Source organism: Sphingosinicella ginsenosidimutans, assembly GCF_007995055.1.
GTDB classification, from domain to species: domain Bacteria; phylum Pseudomonadota; class Alphaproteobacteria; order Sphingomonadales; family Sphingomonadaceae; genus Allosphingosinicella; species Allosphingosinicella ginsenosidimutans.
In genome coordinates, this window is record NZ_VOQQ01000001.1 from 64,845 (window position 1) to 83,570 (window position 18,726).

Sequence of the window (18,726 nt, forward strand, 5' to 3'; positions counted from 1 at the left end):
CGCCATGGACGTCAGGAAAATCGCGCTGCTGGTTGGCGCGCTCGTCATTGCGGCGGTCACCGCCATCATGGCGAAGAACATGTTCACCGGCGCGTCCGCGCCCCAGGCCGTTGCCGGACCGGCGACCGTTCCTGCCGGGCCGCAAGTGCTCGTCGCCGTGCGGCCGCTTCCGGTCGGCACGATCATCGAGGCCGATGCGCTGCGCTACCAGCCCTGGCCGCAGGGCCTCGTGCAGGACGCCTATTTCACCCGTGGCGAGCAGGGCGCCGATCCGCAGAGCCTGGTCGGCACCGTGGTCCGTACCGAGATCGCGGCCGGCCAGCCGGTGACGCAAGGCGCGCTGGTCCGTCCGGGCGAGCGCGGCTTCCTTGCCGCGGCGCTCGGGCCGGGGATGCGCGCCGTCACCGTCGCGGTTTCCGCGACCAGCGGCGTCGCCGGCTTCGTCTTCCCTGGCGACCGGGTCGATCTCGTCCTGTCGCAGGAAGTCCAGGGCGGCGGCGACGGCCCGCCCCTCCACGCCTCCGAGACGATCGTTCGCAACATCCGGGTGCTTGCCGTCGACCAGCGGATCAACGCGCGCGACGAGGATGGCAACCAGGTCCCGCAGCACAGCTCGACGGTGACGTTCGAGGCGACCCCGAAGATCGCCGAGAAGATCGCGGTCGCCCAGACGATCGGCCAGCTCTCGCTTTCGCTGCGCAGCCTTGCCGACAACAATGCCGAGCTCGAGCGCGCGATCGCGTCCGGCGAGGTCACCGTGCCGCGCAGCGACGATCCCAATGCGGAACGCCGGATGCTGCTCGCGGTCCAGAGCCAGCCGATCGATTCGAACACGAGCTTCACGACGGGTGCCGACGTCTCGCGCTTCCAGCGCAGCACCGTCCCCGGCCGTCCGCGCGACAACAACAATAACAATGGTGGCGCGCCCGCGCCCAATGCCCTGAACGGCCAGCCCGTCGGGCCGGTCGTCCGGGTGGCGCGCGGCAACAACGTCACGCTCGTTCCGGTGGGAGCACGTTAAGATGACGAAGATCGAGAAGATCAGGCGCCTCGGCCTGGGCACGGCCCTTGCCGCCGCGCTGGCGGGCCTCGCCGCGGTCTCGACGGGCCCGGCGATCGCCCAGCCCGCCGGCGCCGCCGCGCCCGCCAACGACATCACCCTGTCGATCGGCACCGGGCGGATGGTCCGCCTCACGGGCACGATGAGCGACCTGTTCGTCGCCAATGACAGCATCGCCGACGTCCAGGTCCGCTCGCCGAACCAGATCTACATCTTCGGCAAGGCGGCGGGCAGCACGACCGTCTATGCGACCGATCGCGCCGGCCATGTCGTCTATTCGGCCAATGTCCGGGTCGGCCAGAATCTCGCCGCGGTCGGGCAGCTCTTGCGCACCGCGATGCCCGAGGCCGATATCCAGGCGACGCCGATGAACGGCACCGTCCTGCTCACCGGCACGGTCGCCCAGCCGGCCGACGCCGAGGAGGCCGAGCGCATCGTCCAGGCCTATGTCGGCACCGATACCCAGGTCATCACCCGCCTGCGCAGCGCGACTCCGCAGCAGGTGATGCTGCAGGTCCGCATCGCCGAGGTCAGCCGCTCGCTGGTCCGCCAGATCGGCGCCAACCTGCTCAGCCGCGACAATAGCGGCGGCTTCCTGTTCGGCATCGGCCAGGGCAATCCGGGCACGATCACCACGATCACCGACGGCAATTCGGACACCGGCCTGCCGGAAGGTTCGACGTCGTTCACCTTCAACAATCCGGCCAACGGCACCACGCTCGGCGCCGCCGGCCGGCTGCTCGGCATGGACCTGCTCGGCACGCTCAACCTCAACGAGACGACCGGCCTCGTCACCACGCTCGCCGAGCCGACGCTCGCCGCGCTGTCGGGCGAGACCGCGAGCTTCCTTGCCGGCGGCGAATTCCCGATCCCGATCTCGCAGTCGCTCGGCGCGGTGACCGTCGAATACAAGCAATATGGCGTCGGCCTCGCCTTCACGCCGACCGTGCTTGCCGACGGCCGCATCTCGATGCGCGTGCGTCCGGAAGTGTCGCAGCTCAGCGATCAGGGCAGCATCCGCCTCAACGGCTATAACGTGCCCGCCCTCACCACCCGCCGGGTCGAGACCACGGTCGAGATGGGTTCGGGCCAGAGCTTCATGATCGCCGGCCTGCTCAACAACACCAACAGCAATTCGGTCAATCGCGCGCCCTGGCTCGGCAACCTGCCGATCATCGGCGCCCTGTTCCGGTCGAACAGCTTCCAGCGCAACGAGACCGAGCTGGTCGTCATCGTGACGCCCTATCTGGTCAATCCGGTCTCGGCCAACCGCATCGCGTTGCCGACGGACGGCTATCGCAACGCGGACGATCCATCGCGCGTGCTGCTTGGCCAGGAACATAACAGCCTGACCGGCGAGCAGCGGCCCGGACCGGTCTCCGCGCCGGCCCAGACGGTCGGGCCGGGCGTCGGCGTCACCGGCGATGCGGGATCGGCGGCCGCCGCGGCCCGGCCCGGCGCCGCGCCGGTGCGCACCGCCACCGCCACGCCTGCCCCGCGCCCCGGCGCGATCGCCCCCGCCAGCGGCAGCGCCGCAGCCCAGCCCGGCTTCAACTTCTGATGCCCCGCGAGGAAAAGGACACGACGCTCATGCAACGCCTCCTCACCATCGCCGCGGTTTCCGCCGTCGCCCTCGCCGCGTCGGGCTGCACGACGGCGCCGCAGGGCCCGCTGACCGCGCAGAACAACACCGGGCTCTATTCGCTGCACCAGCCGGTCGTCGAGCGCACCGATTATGTGTTCGATGTCCAGTCGAACGGCGACGGGCTTTCGGATTATGAGCGGGGCCGGCTCGACGCATGGTTCGGCTCGATCGACCTGCGCTACGGCGATCGCGTGTCGATCGACGCGCCGGGCGGCGAGCCGTCCGAAGGCGTCGTCCGCGACGTCGCCGGAGTCGCCGGCCGCTATGGCCTGCTGCTCGCCGACGGCGCGCCGGTCACCGAAGGGGCGATCGCGCCCGGCACGGTGCGCGTCATTGCCAGCCGCGCCCATGCCAGCGTCCCCGATTGCCCGACCTGGAGCGATCGCGGCATGGTCGAACGCACGACGACCTCGAGCAACTATGGCTGCGCGGTCAATTCCAACCTCGCCGCGATGATCGCCGATCCCAACGATCTGGTGCTCGGCCGCGAAGGTTCGGTCGAAGGCAATACCGACACGGCGACGCGCGCGATCCGCAGCTATCGGACACGGCCCGCGACCAGCAACCAGGCGCTGCCGACCACCAGCACGACCAGCGGAGGCCACTAGACCATGAATGCGCCCTTCAACGCCCGCGCGGCGGCGCTGCGCGATCCGTTTACCGCCTTCGTCTGCGACGAGGCGACGGCTGATCTGCTTCGCCCGGTCGCGGTCGAGCATGGCTGGTCCCCGGAGAAGGTCAACAAGGGCGGGCTGCGCAACGCCGTCCAGACTCTGTCCGTTTCGGCGAGCCCGAGCATCCTGTTCGTCGACCTGTCGGAGAGCGGCGATCCGCTGAACGACATCAACGCGCTCGCCGAAGTGTGCGAGCCGGGCACGGTGGTGATCGCCGCCGGCCAGGTCAACGACGTGCGCCTGTACCGCGATCTCGTCGCGAGCGGCATCCAGGACTATCTCCTGAAGCCGTTCACCGCGGACCAGCTGCGCGACGCCTTCGCCAATGCCCAGCTCACCATTTCCGGCCCGCGGCTCAACGAGGCCGTGAGCGAGAAGCCCAATGTGATGGCGGCCGTGATCGGCGTTCGCGGCGGCGTCGGCGCCTCGACCGTCGCCTCCTCGCTCGCCTGGCTGATGGGCGAGAAGGCAGCGCGCTCGACTGCCTTGCTCGATCTCGACATCCATTTCGGGACCGGCGCGCTCGCGCTCGATCTCGAGCCCGGCCGCGGCCTCACCGACGCGATCGAGAATCCGAGCCGCATCGACGGACTGTTCATCGAGCGCGCGATGGTGCGCGCCAATGATCGCCTGTGCGTGCTGTCGGCGGAGGCGCCGATCAACCAGCAGATGCTGAACGACGGCTCCGCCTTCTTCCAGCTTCAGGAAGAGATCCGCCACGCCTTCGAAGGCACGGTGATCGATCTTCCGCGCCCGATGCTGGTCCACTTCCCGCATCTCGTGAACGATATCCAGGTGGCCGTCGTCGTCGTCGAGTTCACCCTCGCCGCGACCCGCGACGCGATCCGGATCCTGTCCTGGCTGAAAGCGAACGCGCCGCAGGCCCGCGTGATCGTCGTCGCCAACAAGGTGGCGCCAGGCCCGCAGGAAGTGACGCGCAAGGATTTCGAACATTCGATCGAGCGCAAGGTCGACGTGGTGATCCCGTTCGATCCCAAGGCCGCGTCGCAGGCGGCCAAGCTCGGCCAGCCGCTCGCCAAGACGGTGAAGGCAGGCAAGATCGCCCAGCCGCTCGATCAGCTCCTGACCCTTGCCCTGGAGCAGTCCAGTGGCGAGGAGGCCGAGGCGGGCGCTGCGAAGAACGGATCGCTGCTCGGCAAGCTCGGCAATTTCAAGTCGCTCGTCGCCAAGAAGCCCAAGGAGGCGTCGGCGGCGGCCTGACCGGGCCGCGCGTCGCGTCGCACAGGAGGAGGATAGCGTGCCGGGTGTTTCGATTCTCCTGCTGGCCGGGGGCGCGGGCTTCACGCTGCTCCTGCTCGCCGCCGCGTTCGGCGGTCCTTCGGCCGACAAGGCGAAGGCGAAGCGGCTGGAGCTGGTGCGCGAGCGGCACAGCCGCTCCACCGAGGTCGCCGCGCAGGCGCAGATGCGCCGCATCTACGCCCAGCGCCAGAACCGCGCCGTCGACGATTTCGCCCAGCGCTTCATTCCCAATCCGGCGCTCCTTCGCCGGCGGCTCGAGCAGACGGGGCGGACCTGGTCGCTCGGCCAATATGCGATGGCCTCGGCCGGGCTCGGGGTCGTCGTCCTGGCGCTGCTGCTGTTCAAGGGGATGCCGCTGCTGCTCGCGCTGTCACTCGGGCTGTTCGCGGGCGTCGCCGTGCCGCACTTCATCGTCGGCCAGCTGATCAAGCGCAGGATCAACAAGTTCACCCAGCGCTTCCCGGACGCGATCGAGCTCGCGGTGCGCGGCCTTCGCTCCGGCCTTCCGATCTCCGAGACGATCGGGATCGTCGCGAGCGAGGTTCCCGGCCCGGTCGGCGTCGAATTCCGCAACGTCGCCGACAAGATGAAGATCGGCCGGACGATGGAAGCCGCGCTCCAGGACGTCAGCGATCGGCTCGGCACGCCGGAATTCCAGTTCTTCGTGATCAGCCTCGCGATCCAGCGGGAGACCGGCGGCAACCTTGCCGAAACGCTGTCGAACCTCGCAACCGTCCTTCGCCAGCGCGCCGCGATGAAGCTCAAGATCAAGGCGATGTCGTCGGAATCGAAGGCGTCGGCCTATATCATCGGCGCCCTGCCCTTCATCGTCTTCGGGCTGATCTGGTTCATCAACGGCACCTACATGCAGAATTTCTTCGTCGATTCCCGCCTGATGATCGCGGGCGGCGGCGGCCTTGTGTGGATGAGCATCGGCGCATTCATCATGGCCAAGATGATCAATTTCGAGATCTGAGCGAGGACGACCAGCGACATGACTCCGGCGCACGGCCCAACCTTCATGGGGATCGACATGGTGATGGTGGGGAGCATCCTCTCCGCCGTCGCGACCTTCGCCGTGCTCCTCGCCATCTATGCCGCGACGACGGTGCGCGATCCGATGGCCAAGCGGGTCAAGGCGCTGAACGAGCGCCGCGAGCAATTGAAGGCGGGCATCGTCGCCTCGACCTCGAAGCGCCGCCGCAACATCTCCAACCGCAACGAGATGGCGGACAAGGTGAGGAACGTCCTCGCCTCGATGAAGATGCTCCAGGCCGAGCAGGTCGAAAAGGCGCAGGCCCGGCTGATGCAGGCCGGCATCCGTTCGAAGGACATGGCCTTCGTCGTCATCTTCGCGCGCTTCGTGCTGCCGGTGGTGCTCGGCGGCCTCGCGCTGCTGCTGATCTACGGGATCGACTATTTCCCCGATTGGGGACCGCTCAAGAAATACGGCTTCGTCGCCGGCGCCTTCCTGCTCGCCTACAAGGCGCCCGATCTCTACATCAAGAACCGCGTCGACAAGCGCACCCATGCGATCCGCAAGGGCCTGCCCGACGCGCTCGACCTGCTCGTCATCTGCGCCGAAGCCGGCCTCACCGTCGATGCCGCCTTCGGCCGCGTCGCGCGCGAGCTCGGCAAGGCCTATCCCGAGCTCGGCGACGAATTCGCGCTGACCTCGATCGAATTGGGCTTCCTCACCGATCGCCGCCTTGCGTTCGAGAATCTCGCCAAGCGCATCAATCTCGAATCGGTGCGCGGCGTGGTGACGACCATGATCCAGACCGAAAAATACGGCACCCCGCTCGCCAGCGCGCTTCGCGTCCTTTCGGCCGAATTCCGCAACGAACGCATGATGCGCGCGGAGGAAAAGGCGGCGCGCCTCCCGGCGATCATGACGGTGCCGCTGATTCTTTTCATCCTGCCGGTGCTGTTCGTCGTCATCCTCGGCCCGGCCTCCTGCTCGATCCACGACTCGCTGCTCGCGACCCACTGATCGGGGCGGGAACCTAAAGCGGCGCGGCGCGCTTGTTTCGGCGACGGTACGCCGAAAGGAGCGCGCGACATGCCCGCCTTCACCCCCGATCAGTGGCTGATCCTGCTGCTTGTCTTCCTGCTTGGCCTCTTCCTCGGCCTCGCGCTGATGGCCAGCCCAAAGTGGAAGCACCGCTATCGCGAGGAGGTCGCCCGGCGCGAGGCGTTGGAGGCCGACAATGCGCGTCTTCGGCGAGAGGCGGACGAGATGGCCTCGCTGCGCGGCGCCGCCGCCCGCGATGAGGCGCGCCGCCGCGAGGCCGCGGCCGAGAGCGATGTCGAGGTCGAGCGCCGGGTCGCCGATCGCCGAGCGGCGGATCGCGCCGCCGCCGAGGACGACCTGGTTCGCAGCGAACGCCTGCGCGCGGAGGAAGACGAGCTCCGCCGCCGCGACGGGCCGCGCGGCCCGCTCTAGGCTTTCGCCTTCAGCGCCGCCTGCGCCGCCGCGAGCCGCGCGATCGGCACGCGATAGGGCGATGCGCTGACATAATCGAGGCCGACGCTCTCGCAGAAGGCGATGCTCGCCGGATCGCCGCCATGCTCGCCGCAGATGCCGAGCTTGATCGCCGGGCGCGTCGCCCTGCCCCGCTCGGCCGCGAGCCGGATCAACTCGCCAACGCCCTCCACGTCGATGCTGACGAACGGGTCGCGCGCGAAGATGCCCTTATCGACGTAAATGCCCAGGAAGCGCCCGGCATCGTCGCGGCTGACGCCCAGCGTCGTCTGGGTGAGATCGTTGGTGCCGAAGCTGAAGAATTCCGCCTCATCGGCGATCTCGCCGGCCCGAAGGGCGGCGCGCGGCAGCTCGATCATCGTCCCGACCAGATAGTCGATCCGCTTGCCGGTTTCGGCGAACACCGCCTCGGCCGTCCGCTCGATCAGCGCCTTGATGATCGCGAGCTCCGCCTTCGTAGCGACCAGCGGCACCATGACCTCGGGGATCGGCGCCTCGCCCCCCTCGCCGGCCACCGCGACCGCGGCCTCGAAAATGGCGCGGGTCTGCATCTCGTAGATTTCGGGATAGGTGATCCCGAGCCGGCAGCCGCGATGGCCGAGCATCGGGTTCGATTCCGCCAGATCCTGCGCGCGGGCACGAAGCGTCTCGACCGCAAGGCCGGAGGCGCGCGCCACCTCGGCGAATTCCTCCTCCTGATGCGGCAGGAATTCATGGAGCGGCGGATCGAGCAGGCGGATCGTGACGGGAAGGCCCGCCATGATCCGGAAAATCTCCGCGAAATCGTCGCGCTGGGCCGGGAGCAGTTTGTCGAGCGCCGCGCGGCGGCCGGCCTCGTCGGGCGCGAGGATCATCTGGCGGACATTGGCGATCCGCTCGGCATCGAAGAACATGTGTTCGGTCCGACACAGGCCGATCCCTTCCGCGCCGAATTCGCGCGCGGTGCGGCAATCGGCCGGGGTTTCGGCATTGGCGCGGATGCTGAGCCGCCGCATCGCATCGGCCCAGGCCATCAGCGCGCCGAAATCGCCGACCAGCTCGGGCTGGACGGTCGGCACCTCGCCGAGCATCACCTCGCCGGTCGACCCGTCGAGCGTGATGACGTCGCCCTGCTTCACCTCGCGCGCGCCGATCCGCATCAGCCCGGCGCGATAATCGATCGAAAGCCCGCCGGCGCCCGAGACGCAGGGGCGGCCCATGCCCCGGGCGACCACCGCCGCGTGGCTGGTCATGCCGCCGCGCGCCGTCAGGATGCCCTGCGCCGCGTGCATCCCGTGAATGTCCTCCGGGCTCGTCTCGACGCGCACGAGGATCACTTTCTCCCCGCCCTCGGCCCATTTCTCGGCGGTGTCGGCATCGAACACCGCCTTGCCGCAGGCGGCGCCGGGCGAGGCGTGCAGGCCCTTGGCAATCACCTCGCGCGGCGCGGCCGGATCGAGCGTCGGGTGGAGCAGCTGATCGAGCGCCGCCGGATCGACGCGAAGCACCGCTTCCTCGCGGGTGATCAGGCCTTCGTTCGCCATGTCCACCGCGACCTTGAGCGCGGCCTTGGCGGTACGCTTGCCGCTGCGCGTCTGCAGCATCCACAATTTGCCGCGCTCGACGGTGAACTCGATGTCCTGCATGTCGCGATAATGGCGCTCGAGCGTCTCGAACACTTGCGCGAGCTGGCCATAGACTTCGGGCAGCGCCTCTTCCATCGACGCGGCCTTGGCGCCCGCTTTCTCGCGCGCCGCCCTGGTCAGATATTGCGGCGTGCGGATACCGGCCACGACATCCTCGCCCTGCGCGTTGATCAGATATTCGCCATAATAGGCCCGCTCGCCGGTCGATGGATCGCGGGTGAAGGCGACCCCGGTCGCGCTGGTTTCGCCGAGATTGCCGAACACCATCGCCTGGACGTTGACCGCGGTGCCCCAGTCTCCGGGAATGTCGTTGAGCCGGCGATAGACCTTGGCGCGCTCCGACTGCCACGATCCGAACACCGCGCCGATCGCGCCCCACAATTGGTCGTGCGGATCGGTGGGGAAATCGCGGCCGAGCTCCTCGGCGACGATCTCCTTGTAGCGCCCGACCAGCCGCCGCCAGTCCTCGGCATCCAGATCGGTGTCGAGATGGACGCCCTTGTCCTCCTTGGCGATCTCAAGCGCTTCCTCGAACAGGCCGTGATCGACGCCCATGACGACGTCGGCATACATCTGGATGAAGCGGCGATAGCTGTCCCAGGCGAAGCGCTCGTCGCCCGAGGTCGCGGCAAGGCCGGCGACCGTCTCGTCGTTGAGGCCGAGGTTGAGGACCGTGTCCATCATGCCCGGCATCGACACCCGCGCGCCCGAGCGGACCGAGACGAGCAGCGGATCGGCGGGATCGCCGAAGCGCTTGCCGACGACCGCCTCGATGTGCGCGATGCCGCCCGCGATTTCGTCGCGCACATCGTCGGGGATGCGCTCGCCCTCGCGGTAATAGCGATCGCACATCTCGGTCGAGATGGTGAAGCCCGGCGGCACCGGCAGGCCGATCGAAGCCATTTCGGCAAGGTTCGCGCCCTTGCCCCCGAGCAGATTCTTGTCGCCCGCCCCGCCATCCGAGACGCCGCCGCCGAAGCGGTACACATATTGGCTCATGCCCGGTCCACCCGTCCAAAAGTCACACAAAAGTCAGTCCAAGAACGCAGCATTCTCGTTCCGATGTCGTAATGGCTAACCCTCGATCCGCGAGAAATCGGCGACTGCATCGACCGCGTGCTGGAGACGCGACAGCAGGATCAGCCGGGTTTCCCGCTTGTGCGGATCGACATCGTTCACCGTCACATTATCAAAGAACGCATCGACCGGCGCGCGCAGGCCCGCCAGCACCTTCATTGCCCCCTGATAATCCTCACGCTTCAGCGCTTCCGCGGCGGCCGGCTCGGCCGCGTCGAGGGCGGCGATGAGAGCAGCTTCCTCTTTTTCGGGCGTGTAGGAAAGGGGCTCGTTCCCCTCCCGTTCTCCTTCGCTTTCCTTCCCCTCTCCCTTGAGGGAGAGGGCAGGGTGAGGGTGTACCGCGCCGGCGGGTTCACTCGAAGGCCGAGCCCCCTCACCCCGACCCTCTCCCCGCTGGGGAGAGGGAGTTGGCGCAGACCAGCCTTCCTTCTTCAGGATGTTCGCGGCGCGCTTGTAGCCGGCGAGGAGATCGGCGCCTTCCTTCGTCTCGACGAAGGATTGCAGCGCCTTCACCCGGGCGAGCAGGCGGACGAGATCGTCCTCCCCGCCCAGCGCGAACACCGCGTCGATCAGGTCATGCCGGACGCCCGCCTCGCGCTGCTGGACCTTGAGGCGGTCGGCGAAGAAGTCGAGGAGGTCCGATGTGACTCCCCTTGGATCGACCGAATCCCAATCTGGCAATTTCTCGCCAACTCGCGCGGCCATGATCTCTGTCTCGGCGATGAAGTCGAGTTTGCCGTAATCTTTCCTAATTTCGCTAATAGCCGCGTGCATGGGCTTGTAGAGTTGCAAAAACAGCTCGAACGAAGAGCGAGAAAACACTCGCCCTAGGCTAAGCCGAAGCTGATTCAATGTGATTAGCTGGATGGCAGCTAAACACGATCTACGTAAGGCAAACGGGTCCCGAGAGCCCGTCGGCGGAAGCTTCGCTGCGAAAAAGCAGAGCATCGTATCCAGCTTGTCCGCCAAACTCACCGCCACCGTCACCGGCGCGGTGGGGACGTCGTCGCCCTGGCCGACCGGCTTGTAGTGATCGCGGATCGCCTCGGCGACCTCTGGGGGCTCGCCCTGCGCGGCGGCGTAATAGCCGCCCATCAGGCCCTGCAACTCGGGAAACTCGCCGACCATGCCGGTGACGAGATCGGCCTTGGCGAGCCGCGCGGCGCGTTCGGCGAGGGCGGCCAGTTCCTCCCCGGTACGGGGAGGGGGACCGCCAGCCGGAGGCTGGTGGTGGAGGGGGTCGCGAGACCCATCGCGCGGGTGGAGAGCCCCCTCCACCGTCCGCTGCGCGGCCGGTCCCCCTCCCCGTTCCGGGGAGGATGTGACGATCCCTTCCTCGACCAGCCAGCGGGCCAGCTTCGCCACACGCTCGACCTTGTCCGCCACCGTGCCGAGCTTTTCGTGGAAGACGATGCCGGAGAGCTTCTTCGCCTGTTCCTCCAGCGGGACCTTGAGGTCCTGCTCCCAGAAGAAGCGCGCGTCCGCGAGCCGCGCGGCGAGGACCTTGCGGTTGCCCTCGACGATCGCCGCGCCGCCATCCGAGGCCGCGATGTTGGCGGTGCAGATGAAGGCGTTGGCGAGCTTGCCCGCCTTGTCGCGGCAGACGAAATATTTCTGGTTCACCCGCGCGGTGAGCTGGATCACCTCCGGCGGGACGTCGAGGAACGCGGCGTCGAAACGGCCGAGGAGCGGCACCGGCCATTCGGTGAGGCCGGCATTTTCCGCAATCAGCCCTTCGTCCTCGATCAGCTCGAGGCCGGCTTCGGCGGCAAGCTTCGCCGCGCCCTCCCGGACGATGCGCGCGCGCTCGTCCTGGTCGACGATGACGTGGCAGGCGCGCAGCTTTTCGACATAATCGGCGGCCGAGCCGATCGTGATCGCGCCGGGATGGTGGAAACGATGGCCGGCCGTCGCGGAGCCGCTGGCGATGCCGGCGATCTCGAACGGAACGACCTCGCCGCCGAGCAGGGCGACGATCCCCTGCAGCGGCCGCACCCAGCGAAGGCTCTCGGTCGACGCGGATGCGTCTCCCCAGCGCATCGATTTGGGCCAGGGGAAGGCGCGCACGATGGCCGGGATCGCCTCGGCCAGCACCGCGGCGGTCGAGCGGCCGGGTTTCTCGATGACTGCGAACCAGATTCCGTCGCGCTCGACGAGTTGGTCGCGCTCCAGCCCCGTCTTGCGCAGGAAGCCCTCCAGCGCCTGCGGCGGCGCGGACGTGCGCGGCCCTTTCAGCTCCTCGCTCACCGCCTCGGTCTCGGCCGGCAGGCCGCGCGCGATGAGCGCGAGCCGGCGCGGGGTCGCATAGGTCTCCACGGCCTGCGCGGCGAGCCCGGCAGCCGCGAGCTGTTCCCCGAACAGCCGCGCAAGATCCGCCCGCGCCTTCGCCTGCATCCGCGCCGGAATTTCCTCCGAAAGGAGTTCGAGGAGGAAATCGCTCATCGCCGATCCTCCCCGGGACGGGGAGGGGGACCGCCGCGCACCACCTCGTTCGTCCCGAGCGCAGTCGAGGGGCGCATGTGATGAATCAGTGCCGGCGCCCCTCGACTTCGCTCGGGACGAGCGGTCGTTCGTTGCGGCCAAGCGCTCCTCACGCCGCCCATCCGTTCTTGTCCATCCAGGCCTGGCAGCTGCCCTTCGCGAGATCGCGGACGCGGCCGATATAGGCCTGGCGCTCGGCGACCGAGATGACGCCCCGGGCATTGAGGAGGTTGAAGACGTGGCTCGCCTTGATCGCCTGCTCGTAAGCGGGGATCGGCAGCTTGGCGTCGAGGCAGTTGCGGCATTCCGCCTCCGCCTTGCGGAACAGATCGAAGAGCGCCTCGGTATTCGCAACCTCGAAGTTCCACGCGCTCATCTCGCGCTCGTTCTCAAGGAAGACGTCGCCATAGGTGACGCCGGCGTCGTTGAACGCGAGATCGTACACATTGTCCTTGTTCTGGATGTACATCGCCAGCCGCTCGAGCCCGTAGGTGAGCTCGCCCGCGACCGGCTTGCAATCGAAGCCGCCCATCTGCTGGAAATAGGTGAACTGGGTCACCTCCATCCCGTCGCACCACACTTCCCAGCCGAGGCCCCACGCGCCGAGCGTCGGGCTTTCCCAATCGTCCTCGACGAAGCGGATGTCGTGCTTCGAAAAATCGATGCCGATCGCGGCGAGGCTGCCGAGATAGAGGTCCTGAAGGTCGGGCGGGCTCGGCTTCAGCACCACCTGATATTGATAATAATGCTGGAGCCGGTTCGGATTTTCGCCATAGCGGCCGTCGGTCGGCCGGCGCGATGGCTGGACGAAGGCCGCCTTCCACGGCGTCGGCCCGAGCGCGCGAAGCGTGGTCGCGGGGTGGAAGGTTCCCGCGCCCATCTCCATGTCATAGGGCTGGAGGATGACGCAGCCATGGCCGCTCCAATAGTCATGGAGCGTCAATATGAGCTGCTGGAAAGAGAGCGGCGCGGTGCCCAATGCGTCCTCTTCGCGGGTGCAACAAATCGGGTTTCGCTTTGGCCGATGGAGCCGGGGCGGTCAAGGAAAGGGAATCGATGCAAGGGTCTGCTTTGTTCGTCGCTTTGAAGCGCCAGGTGACGCGCCTGCTGAAGGGCCTTGCCGCCACCGCGCTGACGCTGTCCGCCGCCAATGCCCAGCCGCAGCCGCAACCGCAGCCATCGGCGCGCACCGCGCCAGCGCCGGCGCCGGTGGTCCGCCTCGCCCGCCCGGCGCTCTGGCGTCTGCGCGACCGCGACACGACCATCTATCTGTTCGGGACGATCCACGCGCTGCCGGAGAATCTGCGCTGGCACACGCGCCCCCTCGATCGCGCGCTCGCCGCCGCCGACGAGATCGTGATGGAGGTCTCGCCCGCCGATCTCAACGCCGGCGCGATCCAGGCGATGCAGAGCGTCGGCCTTGCGCAGAACCTGCCGCCGATCCTCGAACGGGTCCCCGCCGATCGGCGTGCCCGGCTGGCGGAGCTCATCCGGCAATCGGGGCTGCCCGCGCCGATATTCGACCGGCTCAAGACCTGGGCGGCGGCGATCGCCCTGATCTCGGCCGGCTTCCAGCGCATGGGCCTTGCCGCCGATCGGGGCATCGAGACCAGCCTCGCCTCCGCCGCCGGGGATCGCCCGGCCACGGGGCTCGAGACCGCGCGCGAGCAGCTCGGCTTCCTCGACAGCCTCTCCGAGGAATCGCAGCGCGCCCTTCTCGCCTCGGCGACCGACGACGACAGCCAGGGCCGCGAGGAATTCGACGCGATGCTCAACGCCTGGAGCCGCGGCGACGTGGCGGGGATCGCGCGCACCTTCAACACCGACGAGACGATGACGCCCGAGCTTCGGCGCGTCCTGCTGACGCAGCGCAATGCGCGATGGGCGGGCTGGATCGAGCAGCGGCTGGCGCGGCCAGGCACGGTGTTCATCGCGGTCGGCGCCGGCCATCTCGCCGGCCCGGACTCGGTGATCGCGGATCTGGAGGCGCGCGGCCTGCGGGTCGAGCGGGTCCAGTGACTTGCCTTCGGTGGCGCGCTCCCCTATAGGCGCGCGTCCCCCGCTCATGGTCATCCCTGGAGGCGTGCGCGGGAACGCAACGTAACCCGCATCAGGAGACATGCAATGAGCGAACAGCTTACGCTGTCGGCCGAAGCGCGCGAACGGGCTGGCAAGGGAGCCTCCCGCGCACTGCGCAACCAAGGCCGCGTCCCCGCCGTCGTGTACGGCAACAATGAAGAGCCGCTTTCGATCCACCTGGAAGAGAAGGCGCTGATCAAGCACCTCAACACCGGCCACTTCATGAATTCGGTGGTGATGATCGACGCGGGCGGCAAGCCCGTGCGGACCCTGCCGAAGGACGTCCAGTTCCACCCGGTCACCGATCGGCCGCTGCATGTCGATTTCCTGCGCATTTCCGAACATGCCAAGGTCACCGTCGCGGTGCCGATCCGCTTCGTCGACGACGAGAAGTCGAAGGGCCTGAAGCGCGGCGGCGTGCTCAACGCCGTCCGCCACGAGCTCGATCTCGTCTGCGACGCGGCCGAGATTCCCGAAGAGGTGGTGATCAGCCTCGCCGGCACCGACATCGGCGATTCGATCCACGTCAGCCACGTGACTCTGCCCAAGGGCACGGAGAGCGCGATCACCGATCGCGACTTCACGATCGCGACGATCGTCGCCTCGTCGGGCGCCAAGTCCGAAACCACCGAGGGCGGTGAGGGCGGCGAGGCTCCGGCCGCCGCCGATGTCCCGCTGGTCGGCGAAGAGCCGGCCGAGGGCGGCGAGGAATAAGCCCGATACGGTTCGTCATTCCGGCTTTCGCCGGGGTGACGAACCGGGCATTCCATTCCCATGCAGATCTGGGTCGGCCTCGGCAATCCCGGCGCTGAACACGCCATGCAGCGGCACAATGTCGGCTTCATGGCGGTGGACGCGGTCGCCGAGACCTGGTCCTTCGATCCCGAGAAGAGGGCCTTTTCCGGCTGGGCGCGGCTCGGCCGGATCGGCGGTGAGCGCATCCTCCTGCTCAAGCCCGCCACCTATATGAACGATTCGGGCCGCGCCATCCGCGCCGCGCTCGATTTCTACAAGGCCGACATCGGCGACGTCACCGTCTTCCACGACGAGCTCGATCTCGCCCCGTTCCGCGTCAAGGTGAAGACCGGCGGCGGCACCGCGGGCCATAACGGCCTGCGCTCGACAGAAGCGCATATCGGCAACGCCTTCCGCCGGGTGCGGATCGGCATCGGCCATCCGGGCCACAAGGACAGGGTGCTGCGCCATGTCCTCGGCAATTACGCCAAGGCCGAGATCGAGCCGCTGACCGACATGCTCGGCGCGATCGCGGCCGAAGCCGGGTGGCTGGCGAAGGGCGACGATGCCCGCTTCATGAACGAGATCGCGCTGCGCCTGCGACAGGGCGATTGAGCAGCCTTCCGATCCCTGCGCCCAATTCGGAATCGGCCGCGCGGCGTTCGTCGCGTCTGGGCGACGTTCGTCCCGGACCCGGAACAAGCGTCGCGAACGGATCGTAGCGGGGCCGTTCCAGTAAGGGAGAAGTCCATGCGTAAGATGATTTCCGCCGCCATTCTCGCCGGCCTGCTCGGCTCGACCGCAATGCCCGCGCTCGCCCAGCATCGCCGCCCGGCCCCGCATCGCCCTGCCCCGCATCACAACTGGCGCGAGATGCAGAGCTCGCGCGGCCACCACTGGCGCCGGGGCCAGCGTCTCAGCATCGCCCAGCGCCGCTGGCGGGTGAACGATTGGCAGCGCCGCGGCCTTCGCGCGCCGCCGCGCGGCTATTATTGGGTGCGCGAGAACAACAATAGCGGCGACTATCTCCTCGTCGCGGCGGCCACCGGCCTCATCGCGAGCATCCTCGCCTCGCAATAAGCATGATCGAGCCCCTCTCCCACGATGGAGAGGGGCTTTCATCTACAGCCCCGGCCAGTCCTCGCCCTCGGCGCCGCCGATCGGCATGCCGGGCGGGATGGTCGGCAGGCGGCGCTGATCGGCCACGGCCGCGGCGAGCGCCTCGCGATCGCCGAGCAGCCGGGCGAGGCCGCGGCTCCAGTCCGCCTGAACGCCTGTGCCGGTCGTTCGGGCGAGGCTCGCGGCGAGCCGCTGGAGCCGATCCGACAGCGCCAGGGCGATGGTCGGCGACAGGGCCGGATCCCGTTGCGCGCGGGCCAGCGCGAGCGCCGTGGTCGTCGCGATCCGCCGCTGCACCGCCGCCTGCGATTCGCCGAGGCGATCGAAGGCGAAGGTCCGCTCGATCAGGCGGTCGATCACTTCGTGCGCGCTCGGGAAGGCCGGATCGGCCTGGCTCTGAATCTCCAGCCGGTTGAGGCGAGTCGGCGCGACAAGATCGGTGAGGGTCACGGCCGCTCCCGTCTCGGTCGCCGCCAGCGGATCGAAGACCGGGCCGCCGGCGGTGGGGATGAGTTCGATGTCCGTCTGCCGATCACGATCCCCTGCCCAACCCGCGCTGAGCTGCGGCAGCAACGCCGGCGGGACCGTCAGCCGGTCAGGCGCCAGCGTATCGAGCAGCGCGTCCAGCGCGCGCCGTTGGTCCGCCGCGGGCACGGCACGGGCCTCGCCATGGTCGTCGCCGATCACCGCATAGGTGAAATCGAATCCGCCGAGCATCTTGGCGGCTGCTTCGATCTGGTAGCGATCGATCAACCAGATCGGCACAAAGACCCGACGAAGCTGGGACTGCGGATCGCCGGGATGAAGCGCCGCCGGTCCGAAGCGCTGGAGGGCGGCGGTCCGCACCGCCATCATCCGCCGCAGCTCTTCCACCGGATCGGCCCCGTCGTCCCACAGGCTTCCGAGCGGATGCGGGGAATCGGCCGCGCGCGAATCGTCGTCGGAAACGAAGCGCAGCCCGTCGCGCAGCGCCGCCGCCATGCGCTGGTCGCCCTCCGCATCGGTCCGCGCGCCATAGAGCCAGTCGACCGCGAACATGTCCCACCGCCCGACGCCGCTGCCATAAGCGTCGGTCAGCGTCGGAGCGCCCGCGGACAGGCCGATGCGCGGCGCCGGATAGTCCATCACCGAATAGCGGCCCTGCGTGCTCGCCGCGAAATTGTGGGCGAAGCCGAGCGCGTGGCCGACCTCATGCGCGCCGAGCTGGCGGATGCGCGCCAGGGCGGCGGTGATCGGATCGTTGGGATCGCCGGTGCCGGTCAGCCCCGCGCCGACCAGGGCCTGGAAGATCATCAGATCCTGCCGCACCCGAAGCGAGCCGAGCAGCACCTGTCCGCGGATGATCTCGCCCGTGCGCGGATCGGTGATCGGCTGGCCATAGGACCAGCCGCGCGTCGCCCGGTTCACCCAGTTGACGACATTGTAACGAACATCGAGCGGGTCGGCGCCCTCGGGCAGCACCTCGGCCCGGAAGGCATCGACATAGCCGGCCGCGTCGAACGCCTGCCGCCACCAGTTCACGCCTTCGACCAGCGCGGTGCGGATCGGCTCCGGCGCCGCGCGATCGATGTAGAAGACGATCGGGCGCCGCACGGGGCTTCGCGGCGCGGCCGGATCGGTCTTCTCCAGCCGGAACCGCGTTGCCAGTTCGTAGACCAGCGGGCGGCCGAGCGGCGCGTTATAATCCACCACCTGCATCCCGAAGCTGCCGGCGCGCGGATCGAAGCGGCGCGGCTGATAGCCCGGCTCCGGCAGCGCGACCAGCGAATGGCGCACGACGAAGCTCGCATTGCCGCGTTCGGGAACGATGTTGGCGACGTCCGCCCCGGGCCGCTCGCTCGTGAAGGTGAGCCTTGCGGACAGCTCCAGGTTGCGCGGGAAATCGCGAACGAAATTGACGTCGGCGACGCTGAGTTCCGGCCGCAGCTTGTAATCGCCATTCTGCTCCTCGCGCAGTGCCCGCGCGATGTTCATGTCGTCGCGCACCAGGAACGGTGCGACATCGACGATCAGCGATCCGCCATCGCCGACGGCAGCGATGTCTCCCATCCAGATCGTCGAATAGGCGAAGCTGTGGCGCACGCCCTCGATCATGTCCGGATCGCCGCCCTCCGCCCGGAAGCGGGGATTTTCGATCTCGGCGAGCACCTTGCGGCCCACGCGGCGGAAGATCAGGAGGCGCGCCTCGCGGCTCTGCGCGTGATCGAGGCCGAGCGGCGCCGAGCCGAGCCCGGTTTCCAGCGCGGTGAGGTAGATGAAGCGCCCGGAAATCCCGTCCGCGTCGGGGGCCGGCAGCGTCAGGTAGATATGCCCGTTTTCGCGATCGACATGGACCGGAAGCAGGCCCTGCTGCGCGCTCGTCCCCGCAAGCACCTGCGCGGCCGGGCGGAGCGCCGGCGGATCGGCGGCAAGCGCGGGCGCGGCAAGCGTGGTGGCGATCAGGAATGCAAGGTACGGCTTCATGCTACCCCCTTTGTCGTGCGCCG

15 protein-coding genes are annotated in these 18,726 nt (G+C 68.4%); 11 read left to right on the plus strand and 4 right to left on the minus strand.

The genetic code is table 11. From position 1 onward, the window contains the following. The first annotated feature begins 4 nt into the window (after positions 1–4). From cpaB to FRZ32_RS00370, 7 genes are all read left to right on the plus strand, one after another. A complete protein-coding gene (gene cpaB, locus FRZ32_RS00340) occupies positions 5–1,021 on the plus strand; it encodes a Flp pilus assembly protein CpaB (RefSeq protein ID WP_147041620.1) in 1,017 nt (338 codons plus the stop codon). A 1-nt stretch (position 1,022) separates the two neighbouring features. Further along, positions 1,023–2,621 carry a type II and III secretion system protein family protein gene (locus FRZ32_RS00345; RefSeq protein WP_147041621.1) on the plus strand — a complete coding sequence of 533 codons (1,599 nt, stop codon included), beginning with the start codon at positions 1,023–1,025 and terminating at the stop codon, positions 2,619–2,621. A 29-nt stretch (positions 2,622–2,650) separates the two neighbouring features. After that, a complete protein-coding gene (locus tag FRZ32_RS00350; protein WP_158635773.1) occupies positions 2,651–3,313 on the plus strand; it encodes a CpaD family pilus assembly protein in 663 nt (220 codons plus the stop codon). Positions 3,314–3,316: 3 nt separating this feature from the next. Then, on the plus strand, positions 3,317–4,600 hold the full coding sequence (locus FRZ32_RS00355) for a pilus assembly protein CpaE (protein ID WP_147041623.1): 1,284 nt from the start codon (positions 3,317–3,319) through the stop codon (positions 4,598–4,600). 37 nt (positions 4,601–4,637) lie between these two features. Beyond that, positions 4,638–5,615: a type II secretion system F family protein gene (locus FRZ32_RS00360; RefSeq protein ID WP_147041624.1), complete on the plus strand. Its 978-nt coding sequence runs from the start codon at positions 4,638–4,640 to the stop codon at positions 5,613–5,615. Between the two features lie 18 nt (positions 5,616–5,633). Then, positions 5,634–6,632: a type II secretion system F family protein gene (locus tag FRZ32_RS00365; protein WP_147041625.1), complete on the plus strand. Its 999-nt coding sequence runs from the start codon at positions 5,634–5,636 to the stop codon at positions 6,630–6,632. Between the two features lie 69 nt (positions 6,633–6,701). Next, the gene (locus tag FRZ32_RS00370; RefSeq protein ID WP_147041626.1) at positions 6,702–7,085 is read left to right on the plus strand and encodes a hypothetical protein; all 384 of its coding nucleotides are present in this window, start codon (positions 6,702–6,704) and stop codon (positions 7,083–7,085) included. Here FRZ32_RS00370 and ppdK read toward each other — a convergent pair. From ppdK to FRZ32_RS00385, 3 genes are all read right to left on the minus strand, one after another. Continuing rightward, positions 7,082–9,748: a pyruvate, phosphate dikinase gene (gene ppdK, locus FRZ32_RS00375; RefSeq protein ID WP_147041627.1), complete on the minus strand. Its 2,667-nt coding sequence runs from the start codon at positions 9,746–9,748 to the stop codon at positions 7,082–7,084. The genes FRZ32_RS00370 and ppdK overlap by 4 nt on opposite strands. A gap of 75 nt (positions 9,749–9,823) precedes the next feature. Next, positions 9,824–12,268: a glycine--tRNA ligase subunit beta gene (gene glyS, locus FRZ32_RS00380; RefSeq protein WP_147041628.1), complete on the minus strand. Its 2,445-nt coding sequence runs from the start codon at positions 12,266–12,268 to the stop codon at positions 9,824–9,826. A gap of 148 nt (positions 12,269–12,416) precedes the next feature. Next, positions 12,417–13,286: a glycine--tRNA ligase subunit alpha gene (locus FRZ32_RS00385; RefSeq protein ID WP_147041629.1), complete on the minus strand. Its 870-nt coding sequence runs from the start codon at positions 13,284–13,286 to the stop codon at positions 12,417–12,419. 77 nt (positions 13,287–13,363) lie between these two features. Between FRZ32_RS00385 and FRZ32_RS00390 the strand changes: the two genes are divergently transcribed. The 4 genes from FRZ32_RS00390 (at position 13,364) to FRZ32_RS00405 (ending at position 16,201) form a co-directional block, all read left to right on the plus strand. Further along, a complete protein-coding gene (locus FRZ32_RS00390; RefSeq protein ID WP_147041630.1) occupies positions 13,364–14,326 on the plus strand; it encodes a TraB/GumN family protein in 963 nt (320 codons plus the stop codon). A gap of 105 nt (positions 14,327–14,431) precedes the next feature. Further along, positions 14,432–15,100 carry a 50S ribosomal protein L25/general stress protein Ctc gene (locus FRZ32_RS00395; protein WP_147041631.1) on the plus strand — a complete coding sequence of 223 codons (669 nt, stop codon included), beginning with the start codon at positions 14,432–14,434 and terminating at the stop codon, positions 15,098–15,100. Positions 15,101–15,160: 60 nt separating this feature from the next. Further along, positions 15,161–15,736: an aminoacyl-tRNA hydrolase gene (gene pth, locus FRZ32_RS00400; protein ID WP_147041632.1), complete on the plus strand. Its 576-nt coding sequence runs from the start codon at positions 15,161–15,163 to the stop codon at positions 15,734–15,736. A 135-nt stretch (positions 15,737–15,871) separates the two neighbouring features. Then, a complete protein-coding gene (locus tag FRZ32_RS00405; RefSeq protein WP_147041633.1) occupies positions 15,872–16,201 on the plus strand; it encodes an RcnB family protein in 330 nt (109 codons plus the stop codon). A gap of 42 nt (positions 16,202–16,243) precedes the next feature. On the opposite strand, the gene FRZ32_RS00410 is transcribed toward FRZ32_RS00405, so the two are convergent. Beyond that, positions 16,244–18,703, minus strand: coding sequence for a zinc-dependent metalloprotease (locus tag FRZ32_RS00410; protein ID WP_147041634.1), 2,460 nt, complete (start codon positions 18,701–18,703; stop codon positions 16,244–16,246). Between the last annotated feature and the right edge of the window lie 23 nt (positions 18,704–18,726).